This is a genomic window from Streptomyces sp. NPDC002138, assembly GCF_040296485.1.
Lineage (GTDB): Bacteria > Actinomycetota > Actinomycetes > Streptomycetales > Streptomycetaceae > Streptomyces.
Genome location: NZ_JBEOXE010000029.1, coordinates 38454 through 59329, shown reverse-complemented (window position 1 = coordinate 59329; position 20876 = coordinate 38454). Strand labels below are relative to the sequence as shown.

20 protein-coding genes are annotated in these 20876 nt (G+C 72.7%); 11 read left to right on the top strand and 9 right to left on the bottom strand.

Going from position 1 to position 20876, the window contains the following annotated elements; genetic code table 11:
* Positions 1-140 precede the first annotated feature (140 nt).
* A complete protein-coding gene (locus ABT084_RS20215) occupies positions 141-2099 on the top strand; it encodes an APC family permease (protein ID WP_502968981.1) in 1959 nt (652 codons plus the stop codon).
* Positions 2100-2155: 56 nt separating this feature from the next.
* Here the strand turns inward: ABT084_RS20215 and ABT084_RS20210 are convergent, their stop codons facing one another.
* The 3 genes from ABT084_RS20210 to ABT084_RS20200 form a co-directional block, all read right to left on the bottom strand.
* Positions 2156-2779, bottom strand: coding sequence for a pyridoxamine 5'-phosphate oxidase family protein (locus tag ABT084_RS20210; RefSeq protein WP_351045560.1), 624 nt, complete (start codon positions 2777-2779; stop codon positions 2156-2158).
* A 44-nt stretch (positions 2780-2823) separates the two neighbouring features.
* On the bottom strand, positions 2824-4083 hold the full coding sequence (locus ABT084_RS20205; protein ID WP_351045557.1) for a globin domain-containing protein: 1260 nt from the start codon (positions 4081-4083) through the stop codon (positions 2824-2826).
* Positions 4084-4514: 431 nt separating this feature from the next.
* Positions 4515-6092, bottom strand: a complete 1578-nt coding sequence (locus ABT084_RS20200; protein WP_351045554.1) for an alpha/beta hydrolase — start codon at positions 6090-6092, stop codon at positions 4515-4517.
* A 175-nt stretch (positions 6093-6267) separates the two neighbouring features.
* Between ABT084_RS20200 and ABT084_RS20195 the strand changes: the two genes are divergently transcribed.
* The 6 genes from ABT084_RS20195 to ABT084_RS20170 all read left to right on the top strand — a co-directional run bounded on the left by ABT084_RS20195 (position 6268) and on the right by ABT084_RS20170 (position 12185).
* Positions 6268-6987: a ribonuclease H family protein gene (locus ABT084_RS20195; RefSeq protein ID WP_351045552.1), complete on the top strand. Its 720-nt coding sequence runs from the start codon at positions 6268-6270 to the stop codon at positions 6985-6987.
* Between the two features lie 411 nt (positions 6988-7398).
* Complete coding sequence (locus ABT084_RS20190; protein WP_351045549.1) at positions 7399-8328, top strand: ABC transporter ATP-binding protein; 930 nt, start codon at positions 7399-7401, stop codon at positions 8326-8328.
* Positions 8325-9167 carry an ABC transporter permease gene (locus tag ABT084_RS20185; RefSeq protein ID WP_351045546.1) on the top strand — a complete coding sequence of 281 codons (843 nt, stop codon included), beginning with the start codon at positions 8325-8327 and terminating at the stop codon, positions 9165-9167. Before ABT084_RS20190 ends, ABT084_RS20185 begins: the two co-directional genes overlap by 4 nt.
* A 41-nt stretch (positions 9168-9208) precedes the next feature.
* A complete protein-coding gene (locus ABT084_RS20180) occupies positions 9209-10474 on the top strand; it encodes a sensor histidine kinase (protein ID WP_351045544.1) in 1266 nt (421 codons plus the stop codon).
* A complete protein-coding gene (locus tag ABT084_RS20175; protein WP_351045541.1) occupies positions 10464-11129 on the top strand; it encodes a response regulator in 666 nt (221 codons plus the stop codon). The genes ABT084_RS20180 and ABT084_RS20175 overlap by 11 nt, the downstream gene beginning before the upstream one ends.
* A gap of 162 nt (positions 11130-11291) precedes the next feature.
* On the top strand, positions 11292-12185 hold the full coding sequence (locus ABT084_RS20170; RefSeq protein WP_502968980.1) for an endonuclease/exonuclease/phosphatase family protein: 894 nt from the start codon (positions 11292-11294) through the stop codon (positions 12183-12185).
* 121 nt (positions 12186-12306) lie between these two features.
* Here the strand turns inward: ABT084_RS20170 and ABT084_RS20165 are convergent, their stop codons facing one another.
* From ABT084_RS20165 to ABT084_RS20140, 6 genes are all read right to left on the bottom strand, one after another.
* The gene (locus ABT084_RS20165) at positions 12307-12597 is read right to left on the bottom strand and encodes a hypothetical protein (protein WP_351045664.1); all 291 of its coding nucleotides are present in this window, start codon (positions 12595-12597) and stop codon (positions 12307-12309) included.
* Between the two features lie 124 nt (positions 12598-12721).
* Positions 12722-13822 carry a M20 family metallopeptidase gene (locus ABT084_RS20160; protein ID WP_351045535.1) on the bottom strand — a complete coding sequence of 367 codons (1101 nt, stop codon included), beginning with the start codon at positions 13820-13822 and terminating at the stop codon, positions 12722-12724.
* Positions 13823-13885: 63 nt separating this feature from the next.
* Positions 13886-14662 (bottom strand): S1 family peptidase, encoded by a 777-nt coding sequence (locus ABT084_RS20155; RefSeq protein ID WP_351045533.1) that lies wholly within the window; start codon positions 14660-14662, stop codon positions 13886-13888.
* A gap of 128 nt (positions 14663-14790) precedes the next feature.
* Positions 14791-15960, bottom strand: coding sequence for a PP2C family protein-serine/threonine phosphatase (locus ABT084_RS20150; RefSeq protein WP_351045530.1), 1170 nt, complete (start codon positions 15958-15960; stop codon positions 14791-14793).
* A 108-nt stretch (positions 15961-16068) separates the two neighbouring features.
* Positions 16069-16431, bottom strand: coding sequence for a DUF4180 domain-containing protein (locus ABT084_RS20145; protein ID WP_351045527.1), 363 nt, complete (start codon positions 16429-16431; stop codon positions 16069-16071).
* Entirely contained in the window at positions 16424-16936 is a 513-nt protein-coding gene (locus ABT084_RS20140; RefSeq protein ID WP_351045526.1) for a helix-turn-helix domain-containing protein, read from the bottom strand. Before ABT084_RS20140 ends, ABT084_RS20145 begins: the two co-directional genes overlap by 8 nt.
* A 192-nt stretch (positions 16937-17128) precedes the next feature.
* Between ABT084_RS20140 and ABT084_RS20135 the strand changes: the two genes are divergently transcribed.
* From ABT084_RS20135 to ABT084_RS20120, 4 genes are all read left to right on the top strand, one after another.
* On the top strand, positions 17129-17716 hold the full coding sequence (locus tag ABT084_RS20135) for a helix-turn-helix domain-containing protein (protein ID WP_351045523.1): 588 nt from the start codon (positions 17129-17131) through the stop codon (positions 17714-17716).
* Positions 17717-17816: 100 nt separating this feature from the next.
* Entirely contained in the window at positions 17817-18389 is a 573-nt protein-coding gene (locus tag ABT084_RS20130) for a toxin-antitoxin system, toxin component (protein ID WP_351045522.1), read from the top strand.
* Positions 18389-19588 (top strand): MAB_1171c family putative transporter, encoded by a 1200-nt coding sequence (locus ABT084_RS20125; RefSeq protein ID WP_351045519.1) that lies wholly within the window; start codon positions 18389-18391, stop codon positions 19586-19588. Before ABT084_RS20130 ends, ABT084_RS20125 begins: the two co-directional genes overlap by 1 nt.
* Positions 19585-20808, top strand: coding sequence for an MAB_1171c family putative transporter (locus tag ABT084_RS20120; RefSeq protein ID WP_351045517.1), 1224 nt, complete (start codon positions 19585-19587; stop codon positions 20806-20808). The genes ABT084_RS20125 and ABT084_RS20120 overlap by 4 nt, the downstream gene beginning before the upstream one ends.
* Positions 20809-20876 lie beyond the last annotated feature (68 nt).

The following is a 20876-nucleotide window of genomic DNA, read 5'->3' as shown; positions in this document are numbered from 1 at the left end:
GCGGGCCTGTCAAGGATCCGTCAACGCCAGCCCCATACTCGTTGATCGTGCGCGGCCCTGAGCCAGGGGCCGTCGTGCGGACGCGTCAGGCAGGCGGGAAAGGGTTGATGGGGGACATGAACGAAGCGAGCGAGCCGTTGATGCCGGAGGAAGTGGACAGCCCGGCCCTGCGGGCCCAGCCGTCCGGTCGGCTGGAGCGGTGGATGCTGCGCCACCAGGTGCAGCCCGTGGGCCCGGGGGCCGGCGAGGGGCATGCCGAGCCGCACGCCTGGTGGAAGGTGATGTGCCTGACCGGGGTGGACTACTTCTCCAGCCTGGCCTACGTCCCCGCGATCGCGGCCCTCGCCGCGGGGGCGGTCTCGCCCCTGGCGACGCTGCTGATCGTCGCGCTGACCCTGCTGGGAATGCTGCCGATGTACCGGCGCGTCGCGAAGGAAAGCCCGCACGGCGCCGGATCGGTGGCGATGCTGGAGGACCTGCTGCCCTTCTGGTGGGGCAAGCTGTTCGTCCTGGTCCTGCTCGGCTTCGTGGCCACCTCGTGGATCATCACGATCACCCTCTCCACCGCCGACGCCTCCGTCCACGTGGTGGAGAACCCCTTCTTCCCCGAGGTGCTCCACGGCCACGAGGTCGCCCTCACCGTGGTGCTGCTCCTGGTGCTCGGCGGGGTGTTCCTCCTCGGGTTCAGCGAAGCGGTCAGCGTGGCCATCCCGCTGGTCGCCGTCTTCCTCGTACTGAACGCGGTCGTCATCGGCATCGGCCTGGTCGAGGTCTTCACCACGCCCGGCGCGTGGTCGGCCTGGACGGACGCCCTGGTCGAGGGCGGTGGCGGCTTCGGTGACCTGGTCGGGCCCGCGCTCCTGGCCTTCCCCCTCCTCGTACTGGGCCTGTCGGGCTTCGAGACCGGCGTGAGCATGATGCCGCTCATCGCCGCCGACGGCGCGGATCCCGAGGAGCGCCTGCGCGCCCGCATCCGCAACGCCCGCCGCCTGCTGACCACCGCCGCTCTCGTCATGAGCGTCTACCTGCTCTCGGCGAGCTTCGTCACCACCGTCCTCATCCCGCACGCCGCCTTCGAGCCCGGCGGGGCGGCCAACGGCCGCGCGCTGGCCTGGCTGGCGCACGAGCACGTCGGTGAGGCGTTCGGGACCGCCTACGACATCAGCACGATCCTCATCCTGTGGTTCGCCGGTGCCTCCGCCATGGCGGGCCTGGTCAACATCGTTCCCCGCTACCTGCCGGACTACGGCATGGCCCCCGAGTGGGGACGCGCCGTACGCCCCGTCGTGATCGTCTACACCGGCCTGTGCATCCTCATCACCATCGCCTTCGACGCCAATGTCGACAAGCAGGCCGGTGCCTACGCCACCGGCATCCTGGCCATGATGGTCTCCGGAGCCTTCGCCGTCACCGTCTCCGTCGCCCGCCACCGCCGGCGCCCGGCCACCATCGGCTTCGCCCTGCTCACCGCGGTCCTGCTCTACGCGCTCGTCGCCAACATCATCGACAAGCCCGACGGCATCGTGATCTCCGCCTTCTTCATCGCCGGAATCGTCATCGTGTCGCTGATCTCCCGCATCTCACGCACCACCGAACTGCGCGCCGACCGCATCGTCTTCGACCGCGACGCCCGCCGGTTCATCGACGACACCCTCGCCCACGACAACGCCATCAACATCATCGCCAACCGCCGCCAGGCCGGCGACGTCGAGGAGTACAGCGCGAAGGAACGCGAACAGCGCGGCGTCAACCCCGTCCCCGGACAGGCCGACGTACTGTTCCTGGAAATCGACGTGGTCGATCCCTCCGACTTCAGCGAGACCCTCACCGTCCGCGGCGTCGAGGTGGACGGCTACAGGATCCTGCGCGCGGACGCACCGGCGGCGCCGAACGCCATCGCCGCCGTCCTGCTGGCCCTGCGGGACGCCACCAAGGTCCAGCCGCACTGCTACTTCGCCTGGGCCGAGGGCAGCCCGTTCGTCCACATGGTCCGGTACTTCCTCCTCGGCCGCGGTGACACCGCACCCGTCACCCGCGAGATCATCCGCAGCCACGAACCGGACCCCCACCGCCGCCCCGGCATCCACGTGGGCGGCTGAGCGCGGCGCCGGGCCCGGGAACGGGTCCGGCGTCCCGCCGTGCGGGGCGCGCCGCGTCAGCCTCGGTGCATCACCGGGTCGACCGGTGCCGTGCGGGAGCCGGTGAAGTAGTCGGCGTCCTTCGGCCGGTCGGGCCGGTGGCCGGGCCGGGGTCCCGGTACGAGGTGCGGTATGTACTTGGAGCAGTGGATGTAGGCCTCTTCGACGGTGAGGTGGACCCACAGCTCGGGGCGGCGCCCCGGCGCGATGTCGTCGGGCAGGCCGGGCCGTGCGGAGCGGAGGTCGGCATCGGCGTAGAGGTGGGCGGTGCCGTTGACGTGCAGGCCGATGTGGTGGTGCGTGAAGTCGACGAAGAGCATGCCGAGATGGGGGTTCTCCGTGATGTTGCCGGCGCTGGCGAGCACGCCGTTGCCCCGGAACTCGGGGTAGGCGAGGGTGTGCTCGTCCAGGACGTGCACGAATCCGGGGGGCCCCGCCCGGAAGCTGGAGTCGCATGCGCCGTGGGCATCGGAGGTGGCCAGGAAGACCATGTTCTGGTGGCTGATGAACTCCCGCATCTCGGCCGTGAGGCACGGCCGGACCTGCTGGTCGTAGAACCGGGCGGCGCGCTCGGCGCTGCCCAGGTGCTGCTGCAGCCGGTGTTCACCCGCTGATCCGAAGGGCGGTGGGGGGAAGGTCACGGGGGCGTTCTCCTGGCAGGGATCGGCACGGCGGCGCGCGTGGCTCATGGAGTGGACAGGACCGGGGTCTCGAACGGGTCGTGGTGGATGCGGTCCCGCTGGGTACCGTGGTGCGTGAGCGTCTGGCTGGCGGAGACCACCATCGGGGCCGGTCCGCTGAGGTAGACGTCGTGCTGGTACCAGGGGCCGTATTCGGCCAGGACCTGCGGCAGGGAGCCCCGGATGCCGGGGATGTACTCGTGGGAGACGGCGCCCCTGATGGACAGCCAGTGGTGCTGTTGTGCCATCCGGAGCATGTCGTTGACCCCGTACAGTTCGGCGCCGGTACGGGCGCCGAGGAACAGGTCGACCTTGTGCCGTCCGCCGCGCCGGGCCACGTCCTCGACGATCGCGCGGATCGGCGCGAGTCCCGTGCCGCCCGCCACGCAGAGCAGGTCCTTGTGGACGGCGGCGTCGAGCACCATGTCGCCCATCGGCGGGCCGAGCTGGAGTACGTCGCCCACGACGCAGTGGTGGACGAGCGCGTCGCTGACCGAGCCGCCGGCCACCGCGCGCACGTGGAAGGTGAGGGTGCCGTCCTGGCGGGGAGCGTTGGCGGGGGAGTAGTACCGCCACTGCTTGGGCCACCACTGCGTCTCGAGGCTGACGTACTGCCCGGCCGCATACGCGTAGGGCATGTGGGGCCGCACGGTGATCTCGGCGATGCCGTGTCCGCGCGGGACCTTGTGCACGACCGTGGCGGGCCAGACGGCGGGACGCTGCGCCTCGTCCTGCTCGGCGGCGCTGATCATGACGTCGGCGACGACCCCGTAGGCCTTGGTCCAGGCGGCGGCGGTGTCGGCGGTCCAGGCGGGTCCGGCGTAGCGGGCGAGGGCGCTGAGGAGGCACTCGCCGACGGCCGGGAAGTGTGCGCTGAGGGTGCCGAACTTGCGGTGGTCGCGGCCGAGGTGGCCGCAGAAGCGGACCAGGCTTTCCGGATCGTCGACCAGGTCCACGATGTGCAGCAGCGCGCGGAGCAGGCGGCCGCGCTGGGTGTCCATGCCCGGAGGGAACATGGGCCGGACCTCGGGGTAGCGGGCGAAGAGGATCGCGTAGAAGTAGACCGTCATGTCGGCGGCGAGCGGTTCGACGACCGAGACGGAAGCCCGTATGAGCGCTATCTCGTGGGGCGACAGGGGTGGCTCGACGGGGGCCGGCTCGCCGACGCCGACGTCGGCGGCGAGGTCGGGGGCCGCGTGGTGGCCCTGGTCCTCCGGCTCTGGGTGCGTGGGCGGGTTCGTCGGGCGCCCGATGCGGAATCTCAAGAGACCAGCGCTCCTCCCGCCGGTATCCGGCCCGGCGGTCGCCCGGTGCTGGCGCCGGTGGTCGAGGCGGTGACGGGAGCGGGCACGAGTCCTCCTGGTGGGGCGTGTGCAGCGATACGGATCAAACGGTTCCGGAAGCTACACGATCACGGGGGTGACGTGGAAGTAGTAACGGCTCACGGTCAACGGCGCGACCGGCAACGGCAGTTCTGGCCCGAACTCGCCGCCGCACGACCGCATGGCCATGGCCCGTCGCCCCGTTCCCCTGAGGGACGGTGGGGCGGGCCACAGCCATGGCGCGCGTGAACGTGTGGGTCTTCGTGCTGGTCCCACCGGTACCAGCGGCACCGGCATCACCAGCGGTCGTCATCAACCTCCGGGCCCCCGCCTGCCCCACCCCGGCCCGATCATGCGCCGGTCTTACGAATTTTTTATTCGGGGGCCGCAGCAGGCAGGGGTCCGCCCGGGCAGCGGGTGCCTTCGGCGGGCAGGGTGTCGTTCAGGAGGTACGCCTCGACGTGCGCGTCGACGCACGCGTTGTTGTTCTGGTACTGGCCGTGGTCGCCCCCGTCGACCGTCACCAGCCGGGAACCGGCCAGGGCGCGGTGGGCGCGCAGGGCCCCCTCGTAGTACGTCGCCGGGTCGTTCGTCGAATTGAGCATCAGCACGGGCGGCAGCCCGGCGCCGGTGACCTTGACGCGCGGCGCCCCGGTCCGCGGCCAGTTCGCACAGATCGAGGCGAAGGTCAGCTCGCGGGCCCCGACGAGCGGATGGTCGCGCGTCTCCTCGCCGCTCTGCTCCAGCCAGTACCGGCCGTCCCTGGTCCACGGGGTGTCCCCGCAGGTCACGGTGAAGTAGTCGGCGACGAAGGCGGCCCCCATGACGTGCTTCAACCGGGCGGCCACCGCGGTCCGCACCGGCGCCGGTGCCTGTTCAGGCTGTTCGAGGACGCCGAGGAGCTGGGCCAAGGAAGCGAAGCGGCCCGTGTTGTAGATCGCGTCCGACGTCGCCACGTCGAGGTGGTTGGGGGTGATCACCGTCCCCTCGATGTCGAGCGGGTGCGCGCTCAGGGCGGCCCGCAGCCGCTCGTAGGAGGCCTGCGCCGCGGCGGGCGTGGTCCCCTGGTGGTAGGTGGCGTCGTTCGCCGCCAGCCACGGCAGGAAGTCCTGCTCGAACCGGCGCTGGAAGCTCATCGGCTGGCCCATCTGGAACGACTGCCAGCTACCGCTGAAGTCGACGCTGCTGTCGAGTACGACCCGCTCCACGCGGCGGGGGAACTCGGTCGCGTAGTACGCCCCGAGGACGGTCGCGTACGACGGCCCGAAGTAGGAGATCGTGTCCGCGCCCAGCAGCCCCCGGTACAGGTCCATGTCGTGCACGGCCTGATCGGTGGTGATGTACGGCAGCAGGGCGCCCGAGTTCCGCACGCAGTCCCGGACGAAGTCACGGGCCCGCTCCACGGTCCCGGCGAGGGCCTGGGGGGAGCGGTCGCGCAGGTCGCCACTGGCGAACAGCGCGTCGACCTTGTCCTGGTCGGAGCAGACCACCCGGGTGCTGGCGCCCACACCGCGCTGGTCGAAGCTGACGATGTCGTACGCCGCCGCCAGCTTCGGGCTGTACTGCGCCAGGGACGCGGGGCGGCCCAGGCCCGAGGCGCCCGGACCGCCCGCCGCCATCATCAGGACGCCGCGCCGCTGCGCCGGATCCGTCGCGCGGTGCCGGGACACCTCGACGCGCAGGCTCGGCCCGGCGTCCGGGTGGTACCAGTCCCGGGGCACGGCCATCGAGGCGCACTCCAGCGGACCCGTCGCGCAGGGGCCCCAGTCGAGCCGCTGGGCGCGGTAGCGCTCCGGTACGGGCGGAGCGGTCTTCGTCGCAGGCGACGCGGCCGTGGCGTTCGACGCGCTCGCGGAGGCCATCGGCAGCGCCGCCGCGGCGAGCAGCCCGCACACGACAGCCGCGGCGACCCGGCGCGAGGGCTTCCGCTTCTTCCCGTTTTTCCTGGACACGTGCATGTGATGTCTCTCCCCGTCGGGCGTTTTCGGTCGTTCCGATCCTCGTCCGCGGGGCGCCGTCGACGCGATACCACTGCCACCAGGGTCCGGGGTGGCAGTAGTGCCACCCCGCCACCCGCCGCCACCCGCCGATGCCCGGATACCGGCGCCGGTGGGGCATGATCGGGGGATGTCTGATCGCATCATTGCCGCCTGCGACGGGGCGGCGAAGGGGAATCCCGGGCCTGCCGGGTGGGCGTGGGTCATCGCGGATTCCGCGGGTCGCCCGGAGCGCTGGGAGTCCGGCGCGCTCGGCCGCGCCACCAACAACGTGGGCGAACTCACCGCCCTCCAGCGGCTCCTGGAAGCCGTGGTGCCGGGCACGTCCATCGAGGTACGGATGGACTCCCAGTACGCCATGAAGGCCGTGACGCAGTGGCTGCCGGCCTGGAAGCGCAACGGCTGGAAGACCGCGGCCGGAAAGCCGGTCGCCAACCGCGAACTGGTCGAGAGCATCGACGCGCTGCTGACGGACCGGGACGTGGAGTTCCGCTACGTCCCGGCCCACCGCGAGGACGGCGATCACCTCAACGCGATCGCCGACCAGGCCGCCAGTGACGCGGCCGTGACGCAGCAGGCGGCGGGGACGGCCCTCGGCACCGAGACCATCCCGGTCCCGGCTCCGGCCCGCAGCGCCCCCGCGCGGCAGAAGTCCGGCGCCCCGGCGAAGCGGGCGGCGGCGGCCGCCGGGACGGCGCCGAACCGGGCAGGGCGGGCCATCAAGGCGAAGTTCCCCGGCAGCTGCCCGTGCGGGAAGCCCTACGCGGCCGGTGAGATGATCGCCAAGCTCGGCGCCCGCTGGGGCCACGCGGACTGCGCCGCCGCAGCTCCGGCCGACGCCTCGTCATGACCCCGTGGGCCGGTCCCGTCCCGGCCGAAGGGTCTGCTTCAGCGGCTCCTCGCAGGGGCCGCGGGAGGCGGTGACGGCCGTGGACGTCCCCTCCGGCAGGAGGAACGGTGCGCACCGCGTGGGGTTCCGGCCCTTCTGCCGGTGAGTCCCCGCGCCGGACGGCTCGGCCGACCGATCGGCAGCGGCTTCCCGGCGTCCCGCGCCGCCCTCGAAGCCTTCGCGCCGGCGTCGCCCCCTCCCCGCCGAGGGGCCCGCAGCCGGCCAGGAGCAGGGCGTCTCTCCGGCCCGGGCGGCGCCGTCGTGGCGGCCGCCGTCCGGGGCGGGTCGTACGGCCGGTCAACCGATCGGATGATGCGGCGTCGAGCGCGATGGGCGATGTGCCGCCGCCCCGTCCGCCGGGATCCTCGACACATGGCAATCATCGAAGTCAACGCGCTGCGCAAGACCTACGGCCGGGGCGCCGGGCCCGGCGGTCGGCCCGCCGTCGACGGTGTCGGCTTCACGGTCGAAGAGGGAGAGATCTTCGGCATCCTCGGCCCCAACGGCGCCGGGAAGACGACCACCGTCGAATGCGTCGAAGGGCTCCGGATCCCCGACTCCGGGACCATCAGGGTCGCCGGGTACGACCCGGTCGCCGACCACGACGAGGTGACCCGCATCCTCGGCGCGCAGCTCCAGGAGAGCGAACTCCCGGCCAAACTCACCGTGCGCGAGGCGCTCGCCCTGTACGCCGCCTGCTATCCGGCGCCCGCCGACTGGCGCCCGCTCGCGGAACGGCTCGGCCTCACCGACCGGCTCACCACCCGCTTCGGGCAGCTGTCGGGCGGTCAGAAACAGCGGCTGTTCATCGCGCTCGCGCTCATCGGCAACCCGAGGGTCGTCGTCCTCGACGAGCTGACCGCCGGGCTCGACCCGCGCGCCCGCCGCGACACCTGGGAGCTGATCGAGGACATCCGCCGCGGCGGGGTCACGGTGCTCCTCGTCACCCACTTCATGGAGGAGGCCCACCGCCTCTGCGACCGGATCGCCGTCATCGACAAGGGGCGGGTCGCCGCGCTCGACACCCCGTCGGGGCTGATCCGCCGGGCGGCCGGGTCGACCGTCATCTCCTTCACGCCCGCCGCCCCCCTCGACGACCCGGCGCGCGCCGCCCTCGCGGCGCTGCCGCAGGCCGCCGCCGTGGAGGAGCGGCACGGCCGGCTCACCATCCACGGCACCGACGACACCGTCAACGCCGTGATCACCCTCATCGCCCGGCACCACATCACCGCCCACCAGCTCCGCGTGTCCGAGGCCACCCTCGACGACGCGTTCCTCGACCTCACGGAGGACTCCGCATGAGCGGCACCAGCGCGCCGACCCCGCCCCGCACCGCCCGTACTCCCCGCAGCGCCCGTACTCCCCGCCCCGCCCGCACCCCCCGCCCCGCACGGCCCTCCCGCGCGGCCGCGCTCGCCGTGCTCAGGACGGAGACCCTGCTCTTCCGGCGCGAGCCCGCCACGCTCTTCTGGGTCATGGCCTTCCCGACCGTCCTCGTCGCCATCCTCGGCTCGATACCGGGCTTCCGCGAACCGGACCCGGCCCTCGGCGGAATCCGGTTCATCGACGCGTACGTCCCCGTGGCCGTCCTGCTCGCCATGATCATGGCCGGGTTGCAGGCGATGCCACCGGTCATCACCGGCTACCGCGAACGCGGCATCCTGCGCCGGATGTCGACCACGCCCGTCCGCCCGTCCGCCCTGCTCGGCGCCCAGATGGCGCTGCACGGCGCGGCCGCGGTGCTCTCCGCCCTGCTCTCGATCACCGTGGGACGGGTCGTCTTCGGCGTCGCGCTCCCCGCGCAGCTCCCGGGGTACGTCCTCGCGCTGCTGCTCGCCGTCCTGGCCGCCCTCGCGCTGGGCGCGCTGGTCTCGGCCGTCTCGCGGACGTCGAAGATCGCCGGTGCGATCGGGTCCGCCGTCTTCTTCCCGATGATGTTCAGCGCCGGGGTGTGGCTCCCCGTCCAGGCCATGCCCGCCGCCCTCGCCCGCATCGTCGAGCTGACCCCCTTCGGCGCCGCCGCCCAGGCCCTGGGCGAGGCCGCGGGAGGCCACTGGCCCGGCTGGACGCACCTCGGCGTCCTCGCCGTGTGGGCCGTCCTGCTCTCGGCCGGCGCCACCCGCTGGTTCCGCTGGCAGTGAGCGGGGCGGAAGCCGGGGGCGGCATGGACGAGACTGGGGCCATGGACAACGGGGCGGACGGGAACCGGCGCACACTGGAGGCGCGGTGGGAACTCTTCCACCGCTGGGGCCCGTACGTGCTCCTGGGCATCGGCTCGCTCGTCTCGATCGCCACCGCGGACCTGCTGATGAGCGCCGCCGGCCGCCGGGCCGCCGTCGTCCTCGTCGCCGTCGCCGTCCTGCTCCAGCTCGCCTGGGGCCGGATCCGCGGCCGCCACAGCGGGCCGTCCTCCGCGGGAACCGTCTACTACTTCCTGCGCTGGGCCCTCGCCTTCGCGCTCACCTGGCTCAACCCGTTCTTCGCCTTCTACGCCACCATCGGCTACTTCGGCGCCGAACGGACCCTGCCCCGGCGCTGGGTGAAACCGGGCCTCTTCGCCACCGCGGTCGTCATGTCCGGCTCCCAGTCGGGCGGTATGCCCCCCAAGGGGACCGTGGGGTGGGTGGTCCTGGGCGCGGTGCTCGTCGTCAACCTCCTGATGCTCAGCGTGTTCAGCCACTTCGCGGCCCAGGAGGAGGAACGCGCCCGGATCCAGGCCGAGACCATCGGCGAACTGGAGACCGCCAACGCCCTCCTGCGTCAGGCGCTCGACGAGAACGCCGCCCTCCACGCCCAACTCCTGCTCCAGGCACGGGAGGCCGGTGTCGCCGACGAGCGCCGCCGGCTCGCCGCCGAGATCCACGACACCATCGCCCAGGGCCTCGCCGGAATCATCGCCCAGCTCCAGGTCGTGGCCGCGGGCGAGGACCCCGCCCTCGTACGCGAACACCTGCTCAGCGCGCAGCACCTGGCCCGCCACAGCCTCGGCGAGGCCCGCCGCTCCGTACAGAACCTGAGCCCCCTCGACCTCGAACACGACCCACTGCACGAGGCGTTGAAGAAGACGGTGTGCGACTGGGGCGCCCGGCACGGCGTCCGCGCCGACTTCACCGTCACCGGCACCCTCCTGCGGCTGCACACCGAGATAGAGGCCACCCTGCTCCGCGTCGCCCAGGAGGCCCTCGCCAACGCGGGCCGCCACGCGGGCGCTTCACGGGTCGGCGTCACCCTCTCCTTCATGGGGGACGAGGTGTCCCTGGACATCCGCGACGACGGCCGGGGCTTCGACCCCCTCGGTCTGCCGCCCCGCACCGGGACCGGGGGCTTCGGTCTCGACGGGATGCGCGCCCGTACGGAGCGCATCGCGGGCAGCGTCACCGTCGAATCGGAACCCGGTCATGGCACGGCCGTCTCCGCCCGCGTACCGTTGGTGCCCCATGACCACTGATACCACCGCCTCCGCCACCACGACCGCCATCACGCTGCTGATCTGCGACGACCATCCCGTCGTACGGGACGGCCTGCGCGGGATGTTCGCCTCCGCCGACGGCTTTGAGGTCCTCGCCGAGGCGGCCGACGGCGTGGAGGGCGTCGCCCTCGCCGAGCGGCTCGACCCCGACGTCGTCCTGATGGACCTGCGCATGCCGGGCGGCGGGGGAGTGGCCGCCATCGCGGAACTCACCCGTCGCGGACTGCGCTCCAAGGTCCTCGTCCTCACGACGTACGACACCGATACGGACACCCTGCCCGCGATCGAGGCCGGGGCCACGGGCTACCTCCTCAAGGACGCCCCGCGCGAAGAGCTGTTCACCGCGGTACGGGCCGCCGCCGAAGGCCGCACCGTCCTGTCCCCGGCGGTCGCCTCCCGCCTCGTCACGGCGGTGCGCACACCGGCCGCCCCGGCCGACGAACCGCTGTCGGCCCGCGAGCGCGAGGTCCTGGAACTGGTGGCCAAGGGCACCTCCAACCGGGAGATCGCCCGGGCCCTGTTCATCAGCGAGGCCACGGTGAAGACCCATCTGACGCACATCTACGGCAAGTTGCGCGCGAAGGACCGCGCGGAGGCGGTCGCGGTGGCGTACGAGCGCAAGATCCTCGGCTAGCCGGTGCGCGGCGCGCACTTCCGGGGCCTCCGGGGCCTCCGGGGCCTCCGGCACCTCCGGGACCCCCGTGGCCTCGCCCGTGGCCTCCTCCGGGACCTCCGGAGCAGGCCGAGCCGGCCGCGCCCGACGCTCCTCCGGTCCGGCCGGGGGCGCGTCCTCGCCCTGCTCGGGGTGCTCCTCGCCTGCCTGCTGGCCTTCCACACCCTGGTGCCCGATTCCCCCGGCCGCCTCGGCAGCCTGGTGGAGACGTTCCTGCCCTGGCTCGGCCTCGGCGTCCCCGTCCTCGCGGCCCTGGCGCTGCTGCGCCGCTCCGCCCTGGCCCTGTGCGCGCAGGCGCTTCCCGTGGCCGCCTGGCTCGCCCTCTTCGGGGCGCCGCTGCTTCCCGCCGACACCCCGCCCGGCGCCCTGGTCGTCGTCCAGCACAACGTCAGCGACGAGAACCGGGACCCCGCCGGTACCGCGCGGACCCTGGCCGCGGCCCACCCCGGGCTCATCGCCCTGGAGGAGCTGACGCCCGCCGTCGCCCCGGCCTTCGCGGCGGCCCTGGCCGCGGACTACCCCCACCACGCGACCGAAGGCACGGTCGGGCTCTGGTCGGCGTACCCCCTGACGGACGTACGCCCGGTCGACATCCGGCCCACGGGCCTGGGGAGCGACTGGAACCGCGGGCTGCGCGCCACGGCCGTGACCCCGCGCGGGGAGGTCGCCGTCTACGTCGCGCACCTGCCCTCGGTGCGGCTGAGCGCGACGGCGGGACTCGCCTGCGCGCGCCGGGACGAGAGCGCCGTGCTGCTGGGCGCGGCGGTCGCCGCGGAGCGCCTGGAGCGGGTGATCCTGCTCGGGGACCTCAACGGCACGGTCGACGACCGCGGCCTCGCCCCGCTGACCTCGCGGCTGAACGTACCGCGCGCGGGGCTCGCGTTCAGCTGGCCCGCCTCTTTCCCCGTGGCCCGGATCGACCAGGTCATGGCCCGGTCGGCGACCGTCACCGAGGTCCGGCGGCTGCCCGCCACGGGCAGTGACCACCTGCCGATCGCCGCGCGCGTCGACTGGTGAGGCGGTCGGCGGAACACACGCCGGGGGCGGCCCGCGGGTGCTCGCGGCTCCCGTGACAGCACGAAGTCCCGGACCCTGGGGCCCGGGACTTCGTGTGGTGCACTTCGCTTGACCTGCCCTTTCAACGACCGGTCGGCGCCGGGGTTACGGGCTCACCGGGACGTTTTCCGGCCGCGCCTCCCCAGCCCGCGCCCCGGCCTCCCGCGCGGCCCGCTCCACCCGGTCCCGGTGGTCCGCCCACCACGCGGGGCCGCCGGGCGCCATGTTGCCGCTCCCGACCCGCAACCCGGCCGTCCCGTCGACGAGTTCGCGGATGGCATCTCCTCCAGGGGATCCGGCTGACCGCGTCGAGGTCCAGCGACGCGATCGTCCGGTCCGAGTGCGCCCACACCTGCCGGTAGAGGCCGACGATCTGCTCACGCGTCTCGTCGGCGGTCGCCCACAGGTCCGCGTTCGCCTCGGCGCTGCCCGTGATCCACAGCGGCGGCCCCGGGGTCCACCGGGTTCCGACAGGTGGACACCCCCGGGCGACGGCGCTAAGCGTTCTGGATCGCCGTGACCAGTCCGGTGACGAGGTGCGCCCGCTCGGCCATGGCGTCGACCACCAGGTACTCGTGGTCCGCGTGGGCGCCGCCGCCGACGGCGCCGAGGCCGTCCAGGGTCGGCACGCCGAGCGCGGCGGTGAAATTGCCGTCGCTGCCGCCGCCGACCGCCTTGCCCTCGAGCTGGGGCAGCAGTCGCTTCGCCACGGCGAAGAGCGAGGCCGACGCCGACTCGGGCATCGGGGGACGGCCCACCGCTCCCTGTACGGCGATCGACGCCCCGTCGAGGTGCGGGGACAGCGCCGCGAAGGCCGATTCGACGCGCTCCTTCTCGTCGGCCGACTCGACCCGGACGTCGACGATCAGCGTCGCCTCCGCGGGCACGACGTTGTCCAGGGTCCCCGCGGACGCGACGGTCGGCGTGACGGTGGTGCCGATCTCGGGGCGGCCCAGCGCCGCGATGTCCAGCACCTGGTGGGACGCCTCGATCAGGGCGTTCACCCCGGCCTCGGGCTCGAGGCCCGCGTGCGACGCCCGGCCCGCGATGGACACCTGGAAGGTGCCGCAGCCCTTGCGGCCGGTCTTGAGGGCCCCGCCGTCGGCGGCGCCCTCGAAGACGAGGACGGCGCCGCAGGCGAGGGCCCGTTCCTCGATGAGGGCCCGGGAGGAGTGGGAGCCGACCTCCTCGTCGGCGGTCACCAGGATCTCGACGCCCGAGCGGTCCTCGAGGGCGGCCAGTCCGTGGATGGCCTGCACCAGACCGCCGAGCATGTCGAAGACCCCGGGGCCGGTCGCGTGACCGTCCTCGACCCTGAACGGGCGGCGCTCCAGGGTGCCGAGCGGGAACACCGTGTCGTGGTGACCGAGAATCAGGACCTTGGGATCGCCCCCGGCGGACCAGTGGACGTGCGGTCCGGCCTCCGTCTCGATGAGTTCGGCCTGCCCGCCGAGGCGGCTCTCGATGACGGCGGCGACGATTTTGGCCGATGCGCTCAAGGCGTCGAGATCGCGCGAGGGAGACTCGATCTCGACGAGGGTCCGGAGGTCTTCGAGCATCGCGTCGACGCTCACGGGGACGGTCTTGGGCATCGTCATGCGGCAAGGGTAGCGGGCACGCGTGATCCGAGGACCGCCGCCCGCGAGGGGGGCAGCCCCTCGTCAGACCGGGAGGCCGAGACCGGCGGCGATCGCGCTGACCCGGGTGTAGACGGACACCGGGTACTGGTCGTCGCAGTACTTGTTGCCGGTGGAGACGATGCCGATCAGCTTCCCGCCGGCCACCAGCGGCCCGCCGGAGTCGCCGCGGCAGATGCTGTCGTGCGTACCGGCGGCGGGCACCCCGCACACCTTGAGGGCGCTGGACTCGCCCGGCTCGGTGAACGGCGCGCACCCCTTGAGCGGAGCGAGGGTGAGGACGGCCGACTTGAGGCGGGTGGCGGAGGTGTCGGTCGCGGTGCGGCCCCAGCCCGCGGTCTTCGCGGTCCTGCCGAAGGCGTAGAGGGCCGAGTCCTTCGGGCCCGCCACCGGCAGCGCGGCGTACGGCATCGGCGCGGAGAGGGTGAGGACCGCCGCGTCGTAGGTCAGCGTGCCCTGTTCGAACTTCGGGTGCACCGTGACCGAGGCCACGTGCCGGACGGTCCCCTTCGTGCTCGCGATCGTCGTACGCCCGCCGACGACCAGCAGGTCCAGAGGGGCCGGGGCGTCCTTGACGCAGTGCGCGGCCGTCAGCACCTTGGTGGGCGCCACGAGCGTGCCGCCGCAGAACTGCCGCCCGTCCGCGGTCTCGATGAGCATGGCGTACGGGTGGTCCGCCGTGGTGGCGCTCTGTCCGCCGTGGATGGCGGCGGCCGGTGTGGCGGTGGCCGCGAGAGCCCCCAGGGCGAGCGCGGAAGCGGTGAACGCGGCCGCGGCCGTACGCCTGTTGCACCCGAACATGTGATCCCCCCGGATCATGGTGCGCGACCCGGACGCCGCGCGTCGTCGTTGTCGTGGAGGAGGAGGGGAGATCGCGCGGCGCGGTTGCCTCGCGGCCGCGGAAACGTCGGGGGAAGGTCGCGGGAACGTCAGCCGGCTCCGCCCGGGCCGCCCACCAGGCCCTCTCGCGGGGCGCTCGCGGTGCTCCCGCCGGCCCCGCCGATCCGCTCGATGGCCACCATCGCCGCGTCGTCCCCCAAGTGGCCGCCGGGTGAGTGGGCCAGGAGGTCCGCGCACAAGTGGCGCAGCAGGGCTTCCGGGCCGTCCCCGGGGCGGCCCCCGGCCCGGTCCGCCAGCGGGTAGAACTCTCCCGCCGCGTTCCGGGCCTCGATGACGCCGTCGGTGTAGAGGAGGACGACGTCCCCCGGCTCGAAGGAGAACGACTGGGCGACGAAGCCGCCGTCCAGGAACTCGGTGAGGCCCAGGGGCGGCGCCGGGTGGTCCACCTCCAAGGACAGGACCCGCCCGCCGCGCAGCAGCAGGGGCGGCGGGTGCCCGCAGCTGACGAGCCGCAGGGCCGGCTCCCGGTCCGGGACGTCGAGTACGGCCACGGTCGTGAACTGCTCGCGGTCGAACGCCTCGTCGTCGGTGTCCGGATCCGGGGCCACCGCCGCCTCCAGGCGGGCGACCAGCCCCGGCAGGTCGGACTCCTGGTGGGCGGCGGCCCGGAAGGCACCGAGCACCAGGGCCGCGTCCCCCACGGCCTCGAGCCCCTTGCCCCGGACATCACCGATGATCAGGCGGGTGCCGTCCGGGGTGCGCGTGGCGGCGTACAGGTCGCCGCCGATCTGCGCCTCGGCCTCGGCGGCCAGGTACACGGAGGCCAGCCGCAGCGGGCCCATCCGCTCGCGCAAGGGCCGCAGCACGACCTGCTGGGCGGCCTCGGCCACCCAGCGCAGCTGGCTCAGCTGCCGCTCGTGGACCTCGCGCAGATGGGCGAAGAGGGTGACGAACACCGAGATCAGCAGCAGCGCGATGATCTGGATGGTGTGGTTCAGGTCGGTGAGGTTGGTCCGTACGGCGGCCACCACGGCCTGGGCCAGGACCGCCACCGCTCCGACGAAGCCCGTCATCCGCGGCCCGGAGAAGGAGGCGGTGAGCGCGGGCGCGGCCACCAGGAAGGGGCCGAGGTGGACGCCCGGCGGCGCCAGTACGTCGACCACGGTGACGAGCGCGATCAGGGCGAAGGGCACCGGCAGCAGCGCCCGGCGTGGTTCCCGGACCCTGCCCTGCCCCGGATGGCGCGGCCGATGACCCATGGCTCCTGCATACACCGCAGCCACCGTTCCCGCGTCCCGGCCACGCCCGGGGGGCGCGGGTCGGGCCCCATGGGAGCAGACCCGGCCGCATCGGAGCGGGACAGCCCCTTACGCGAGCCGCTCCGCGAGCGCGTCGAGGTCTGCCACGAACCAGGCGTGGTGGCCGCGGTTCGACTCGCGGACGAGGTCCCGCAGGGCCGTGCCGGTGCTCAGGTGCCGCGAGAGGTCCCCGACGACGACCAGGCGGATCCGGTAGTTCACGCACTTCTGCAGGATCGCTCCCGCGAGTCCGCTGCGGAGGTCGAAGAAGCGGTCGTCGAACCGCTCCACCGGTACGGCGACCACATCGGCCCGCGTGAAGGCGCCCCCGATCAGGTGGTCGAGGGCGTCCTGCTCGGTGGCGATCGGCGCGCCGGCGGCGTCGAGGACGAGGACGGGTACGCCGTGGTGTTCGACGACGAGGTCAGGCACGGTGCGTCTCCTGGGAGGCGTGGGAGGTGAACAGGCCGTTCTCCGGTCCGAGGGCCCCGTCGAGCAGGTGGAGCATCTCGGCGGTGTCCACGGCGTTGCCGAGGATCACGATCTTCATACGGGCTCGCTCCTTGTCGTAGACGGTCTGAACGCGCAGCGCCTCCGGTGTGTCCCGCGGCCCCATCGCGGAGGCGGTGACGAGGGTGCTCAACCGGCTCGCCGCCTCCGGACCGATCGGGTCGACCTGCACGATGCTCGACACCTCCAGACGCCCGCGCGCGGCGGCCGGGGCCCCGGCCGGGACCCGGTCCGGCTCCGTCTCCGGGCCGCCGAGCGGCAGCCGGGTCAGCGCCTCGAAGTCCTCGCGGCTGATCCGGTACTGCTTACCGATCCGGACGGCCTTGAGCCGCCCGTCGCGCACGTAGTTCCGGACGGTCCGCACGTGCAGCCCGAGGCGCTCGGCGATCTCGCCCACGGAATACAGCTCACGTTCAGCACTCTCCATGAGGCTGGATCTTACCTCAAACAACTCATTATTTGGAATATAGGTACTGATGCGGAGTGATAGGGAATGGCTGAAGAAGAAGCTCAACGATCGTTTCAGTTGTAGAACCGATCGGAGATCTGATTCAGTGGCGACGCGGGACGGGCGCTGCCCGTCGGCGTTACGCAGGGGACCAGCCAGCCAGGAGTGAACGTGACCGACGAGGGAAGCCCTCATCTGAAGAGCCTGGCGCTTCTCGAGGGGCTGATCGAGGAGGCGGAGCTGGACTGGGCCGTGACCCTCGACCCGGAGCCGCTGTCCCGGAGCACGGGCCTGCCCGAATCGGTGGTGGTGGCGGGTCTGCACCGGCGCCGGCTGCCCGAGAGCGACTTCCTCCAGCAGGTCACCCAGCGGCTGGAGTTCCTGCGCCGGACCCGGCTCGGCCCGGCGGGCAGGCCGTACACACAGGCCGAGATCGCCCACGGCGCGGGGCTGACGCCGCAGTGGTTCGGCCGCTTCCTGCGCGGGGAGAAGGCGCCTTCGCTGGAACACGCGGCCCGGATCGAGGACTTCTTCCAGGTCCCGCGGGGATTCCTGACGGCCACCCCCTCCCAGGCCCTCGACCGGGCACTGCGGGAGAAGCTGGAGGAGGAGCGGGCGCGGCAGCTGGCCGAACTCCAGGCCTTCAAGCGCAAGAACCAGCTCAACGGATTCGCCCTGCGCGGTACGTCGCCCAAGACGCGCGCCGTGATGCAGGCCCTGCTCGACTCGATCGAGGAGGACCAGCAGGACGGTGCGTGACGCGGGGGGCGCGCGCGGGATTGGCTCTGCCGGTCGGCGGAAGCACGGGGAGAGGGCACCGCACACCGCCGGGCGGTGTGCTTCTTGAGGGGTTTTTCCGGTGGGGATCTTCAGTAACAGGCGTCGGCAGCACCGGCTCGAAGAAGAGATGTCGAAGCTGTGCGGTGAGCTGGACGCCGCGCTCCGCGGGCCCGGCCCGGCCGATGTGGACGAATTGTTCCGCAAGGTGGCCGTCCACCTCACCGAGCTGCGCGGCCGCCCCGTGCGCGTGCTGCGGCGGGACTTCCCGCCCGGCCTGTCCGGGCTGTGGCTGGACCGCGAGCACGAGGACGTGATCATCGTGGTGCGGAGCACGAGCCCGTTCCACTCCCTGGTCATCCTGGGCCACGAGATCTGGCACATGGTCCGCGGTCACTGCGGCACCCACGAGCACGGCTCGCAGGCCGCGACCCGGCTCCTCGTCGACGTCCTCGACGCGGGGCCGCTCGACCAGGCCATCCTCAGCGTCGCCGCGCGGACGCACGCCGTGCCCGGTGACGAGGCCGAGGCCGAGGCGTTCGGGCGCCGGTTCGGCAGCAGGATGCGCCGCCACGTCGAACACCACCCCGGCCAGCGCGTCCTGAACGGTCCCGGGCAGCGGATCCAGTCCTCCCTCGGGGGCTCGGAGGACTGATGGGCAGCGCGGACTACTACATACCGGCGGTGGTGCTCGCGCTGGTCTTCCTCACCAAACTGCCCGCCCTGACCCGCAGGTGGCACAACCCGATGGTCCGGGGGGTCGCCGGACTGACCTTCTTGATCGGCGCGGGTTTCTTCTTCGCCGCGCCCCCCACCATCCGGTACGTCAACCGGGCGACCGGCGTCCACAACGTCTCGGCCCCGCTCGTCTACGCGCTCCTCAGCGGGTGCAGCACCCTCGCCATGGTGCTGCTGACCTACTGGCGGAGCGGGTTCGGGGACTCCGTCCGGCGGCAGGTCCGCGGCTGGCTGTGCGGCGGCGCCCTCGTCATCGTGGCGATCGCGGTGCTGTTCGCCTCCGGGGACGCGCCGAGCGAGCGGGTGCGCGACATGGACACGTACTACGCGTCCGCCCCGGGCGTCCGCGAGATGATCGTCCTCTACCTGCTCTGGCACACCGCGGTCCACGCCACGCTCACCCGGATGTGCCTCCGGTGGCTGGGCGAGGCCGAGGGCTGGCTGCGGGCCGGACTGGTCTGCCTCGTCACGGGGTTCGGGCTCGGCACCGGATTCGGAGTGGCCAAGGCCGTCGCCCTCGGTGCCCGGTGGTCCGGGGCCGACCTCGACTACCTCAGCAGCGATGTCGCCCCGCCCGCTGCGGGCATCGGATCCCTGCTCTGCGCGGCCGGGTTCCTCCTCCCCCAGGGAGAGCGCCTCGACGCGCTCCTGGGCACCCTGCGGCGCTACCGGGAGCTGGGTCCGCTCTGGCGCGCCCTGCGGGGGGTCGCCCATGAGCCGGACCTGACGCTGACGCTGCGTCGGCCGTCGCTGGAGGACCGCCTCGCGTACCGCGAGACCGATGTCCACGACCAGCTGATCGCCCTCGCTCCGTACTGCGATCCGGCCGTCATGACGCGGGGTCACGAGGAGGCGCTGCGCGCGGGGATGGAGCCCGAGCGGGCCCGGTGCGCCGGAGCCGCGGCCATGATCGCCGCCGCCGTCACGGAGAAGGGGGCGGGCCGCGAGCGTGACGACGGCGACCGGGAGGCGGGGTTCGAGGCCGTCTCGCGGCTTCTGGGAGGGGGCGGCGACACGATCGCCCGGGTCGCGCGGCACTATGGGGTCCTCTCCCGCCGGACGGTGACCACCGGGTCCGCCCGGCCCGCCGTACCCGCAGAGAAGGTCGCACGATGAACCGCTCCCAAGGCCTCGATTTCTACATACCGGGTGCCTTCCTGGTCGTCATCCTGTGCCTCAGGCTCCCCGCCCTGTGGCGGGACCCGCGCAACGAGCTGCTGCGGTCGGTCTGCGCCGTGCTCGCCCTGGCGGTGTGCGTGGACTTCGCCACCGCCCTGCCCTCGCTCTCCGCGATCAACCGCTTCACCGGCGTCCCGAACGCCGCCGCGCCGCTCGTGTACTCCCTGCTGACCGCCTTCTGCGGGGCCAGCATCGTGCTGATCATCCGGTGGAACAGCGGTCCGGAGAAGGCGGCGTGGGCGGCCCGGTGGACGCGTACCTGCTACCTGGTCACCGCGGCGGTCGTCGTCGTGATCAACGTCCTGTTCGTGCTCGGGGACGCGCCGGTGGAACGGCTCACCGACATGGACACCTACTACGCGACCACCCCGTACATCCGCGAGATGCTCCTGCTCTACCTGCTGGCCCACACGGCGAACGGGATCATCGTCACGGCCCTGTGCTGGGTGTGGGCGCGGCAGGTGCACGGCGCGCTGCGGGCCGGGCTGATCCTCATCTGCATCGGGCACCAGTTCAACCTGGCCTACGACGGGCTGAAGTTCGTCGCGATCGGCTCCCGCTGGCTCGGACACGACCGGGACTACCTCAGCGCCGAGCTCGCCCCGATCGTGGCCTCGTTCTCCGTGATCCTCATCGGCGGCGGGTTCGTCCTGCCGCTGATCTCACAGCGGTTCACGAACCACTGGGAGCTGTGGCTCCGGCTCCGCAGGCTCCGGCCGCTGTGGAAGGAACTGAGCGCGGCGACCCAGCACACGCGGGAACTCGCCGAAGGCCCACGCGCCTCCATCGAACTGCGCGTCACCCAGCTCGAGGCCGACATCCACGACGGGATCCTCACGGTCAGCCCGTACCTGGACGCCGAACTGCGCGAACTGGCCCTGGCCAGAGCGCGGGAGGCCGGTGGGTCTCCCGAGGACGTCGCCGCCCTCGCCGACGCGGCCGCGCTCGCCCACGCGGTCGTGGTGTGGGCGCGCGGCGTGCCGCTGCCCGAGGACTCCGACCCGCTGCGGCAGAACCACCGCTCGGTCCTCGTCTCTCCCGACGACCCCTCCGGACTGGTGCGGATGTCCCGCGCCCTGTCCTCGGACGTCGTCCGGTCCTTCCGTGAAGCGGCTGCGCTGCGGCACACCCCCGATGCACTGGTGCCGCAACGCTAGCCACTTCTTCGGTGCTGCTTGGCTACTAGAACAGATGGATGATCGATTGCGCAAGTGAAACGATCCTT

What these genes read in the sequence shown, in the direction of transcription:
- ABT084_RS20215 (WP_502968981.1), top strand. Translation starts at nt 141, where the DNA reads ATGCCGGAGGAAGTGGACAGCCCGGCCCTGCGGGCCCAGCCGTCCGGT.
- ABT084_RS20185 (WP_351045546.1), top strand. Translation starts at nt 8,325, where the DNA reads ATGAGCGGCACCAGCGCGCCGACCCCGCCCCGCACCGCCCGTACTCCC.
- ABT084_RS20120 (WP_351045517.1), top strand. Translation starts at nt 19,585, where the DNA reads ATGAACCGCTCCCAAGGCCTCGATTTCTACATACCGGGTGCCTTCCTG.
- ABT084_RS20180 (WP_351045544.1), top strand. Translation starts at nt 9,209, where the DNA reads ATGGACAACGGGGCGGACGGGAACCGGCGCACACTGGAGGCGCGGTGG.
- ABT084_RS20160 (WP_351045535.1), bottom strand. Translation starts at nt 13,822, where the DNA reads ATGACGATGCCCAAGACCGTCCCCGTGAGCGTCGACGCGATGCTCGAA.
- ABT084_RS20190 (WP_351045549.1), top strand. Translation starts at nt 7,399, where the DNA reads ATGGCAATCATCGAAGTCAACGCGCTGCGCAAGACCTACGGCCGGGGC.
- ABT084_RS20195 (WP_351045552.1), top strand. Translation starts at nt 6,268, where the DNA reads ATGTCTGATCGCATCATTGCCGCCTGCGACGGGGCGGCGAAGGGGAAT.
- ABT084_RS20125 (WP_351045519.1), top strand. Translation starts at nt 18,389, where the DNA reads ATGGGCAGCGCGGACTACTACATACCGGCGGTGGTGCTCGCGCTGGTC.
- ABT084_RS20140 (WP_351045526.1), bottom strand. Translation starts at nt 16,936, where the DNA reads ATGGAGAGTGCTGAACGTGAGCTGTATTCCGTGGGCGAGATCGCCGAG.
- ABT084_RS20175 (WP_351045541.1), top strand. Translation starts at nt 10,464, where the DNA reads ATGACCACTGATACCACCGCCTCCGCCACCACGACCGCCATCACGCTG.
- ABT084_RS20155 (WP_351045533.1), bottom strand. Translation starts at nt 14,662, where the DNA reads ATGTTCGGGTGCAACAGGCGTACGGCCGCGGCCGCGTTCACCGCTTCC.
- ABT084_RS20150 (WP_351045530.1), bottom strand. Translation starts at nt 15,960, where the DNA reads ATGGGTCATCGGCCGCGCCATCCGGGGCAGGGCAGGGTCCGGGAACCA.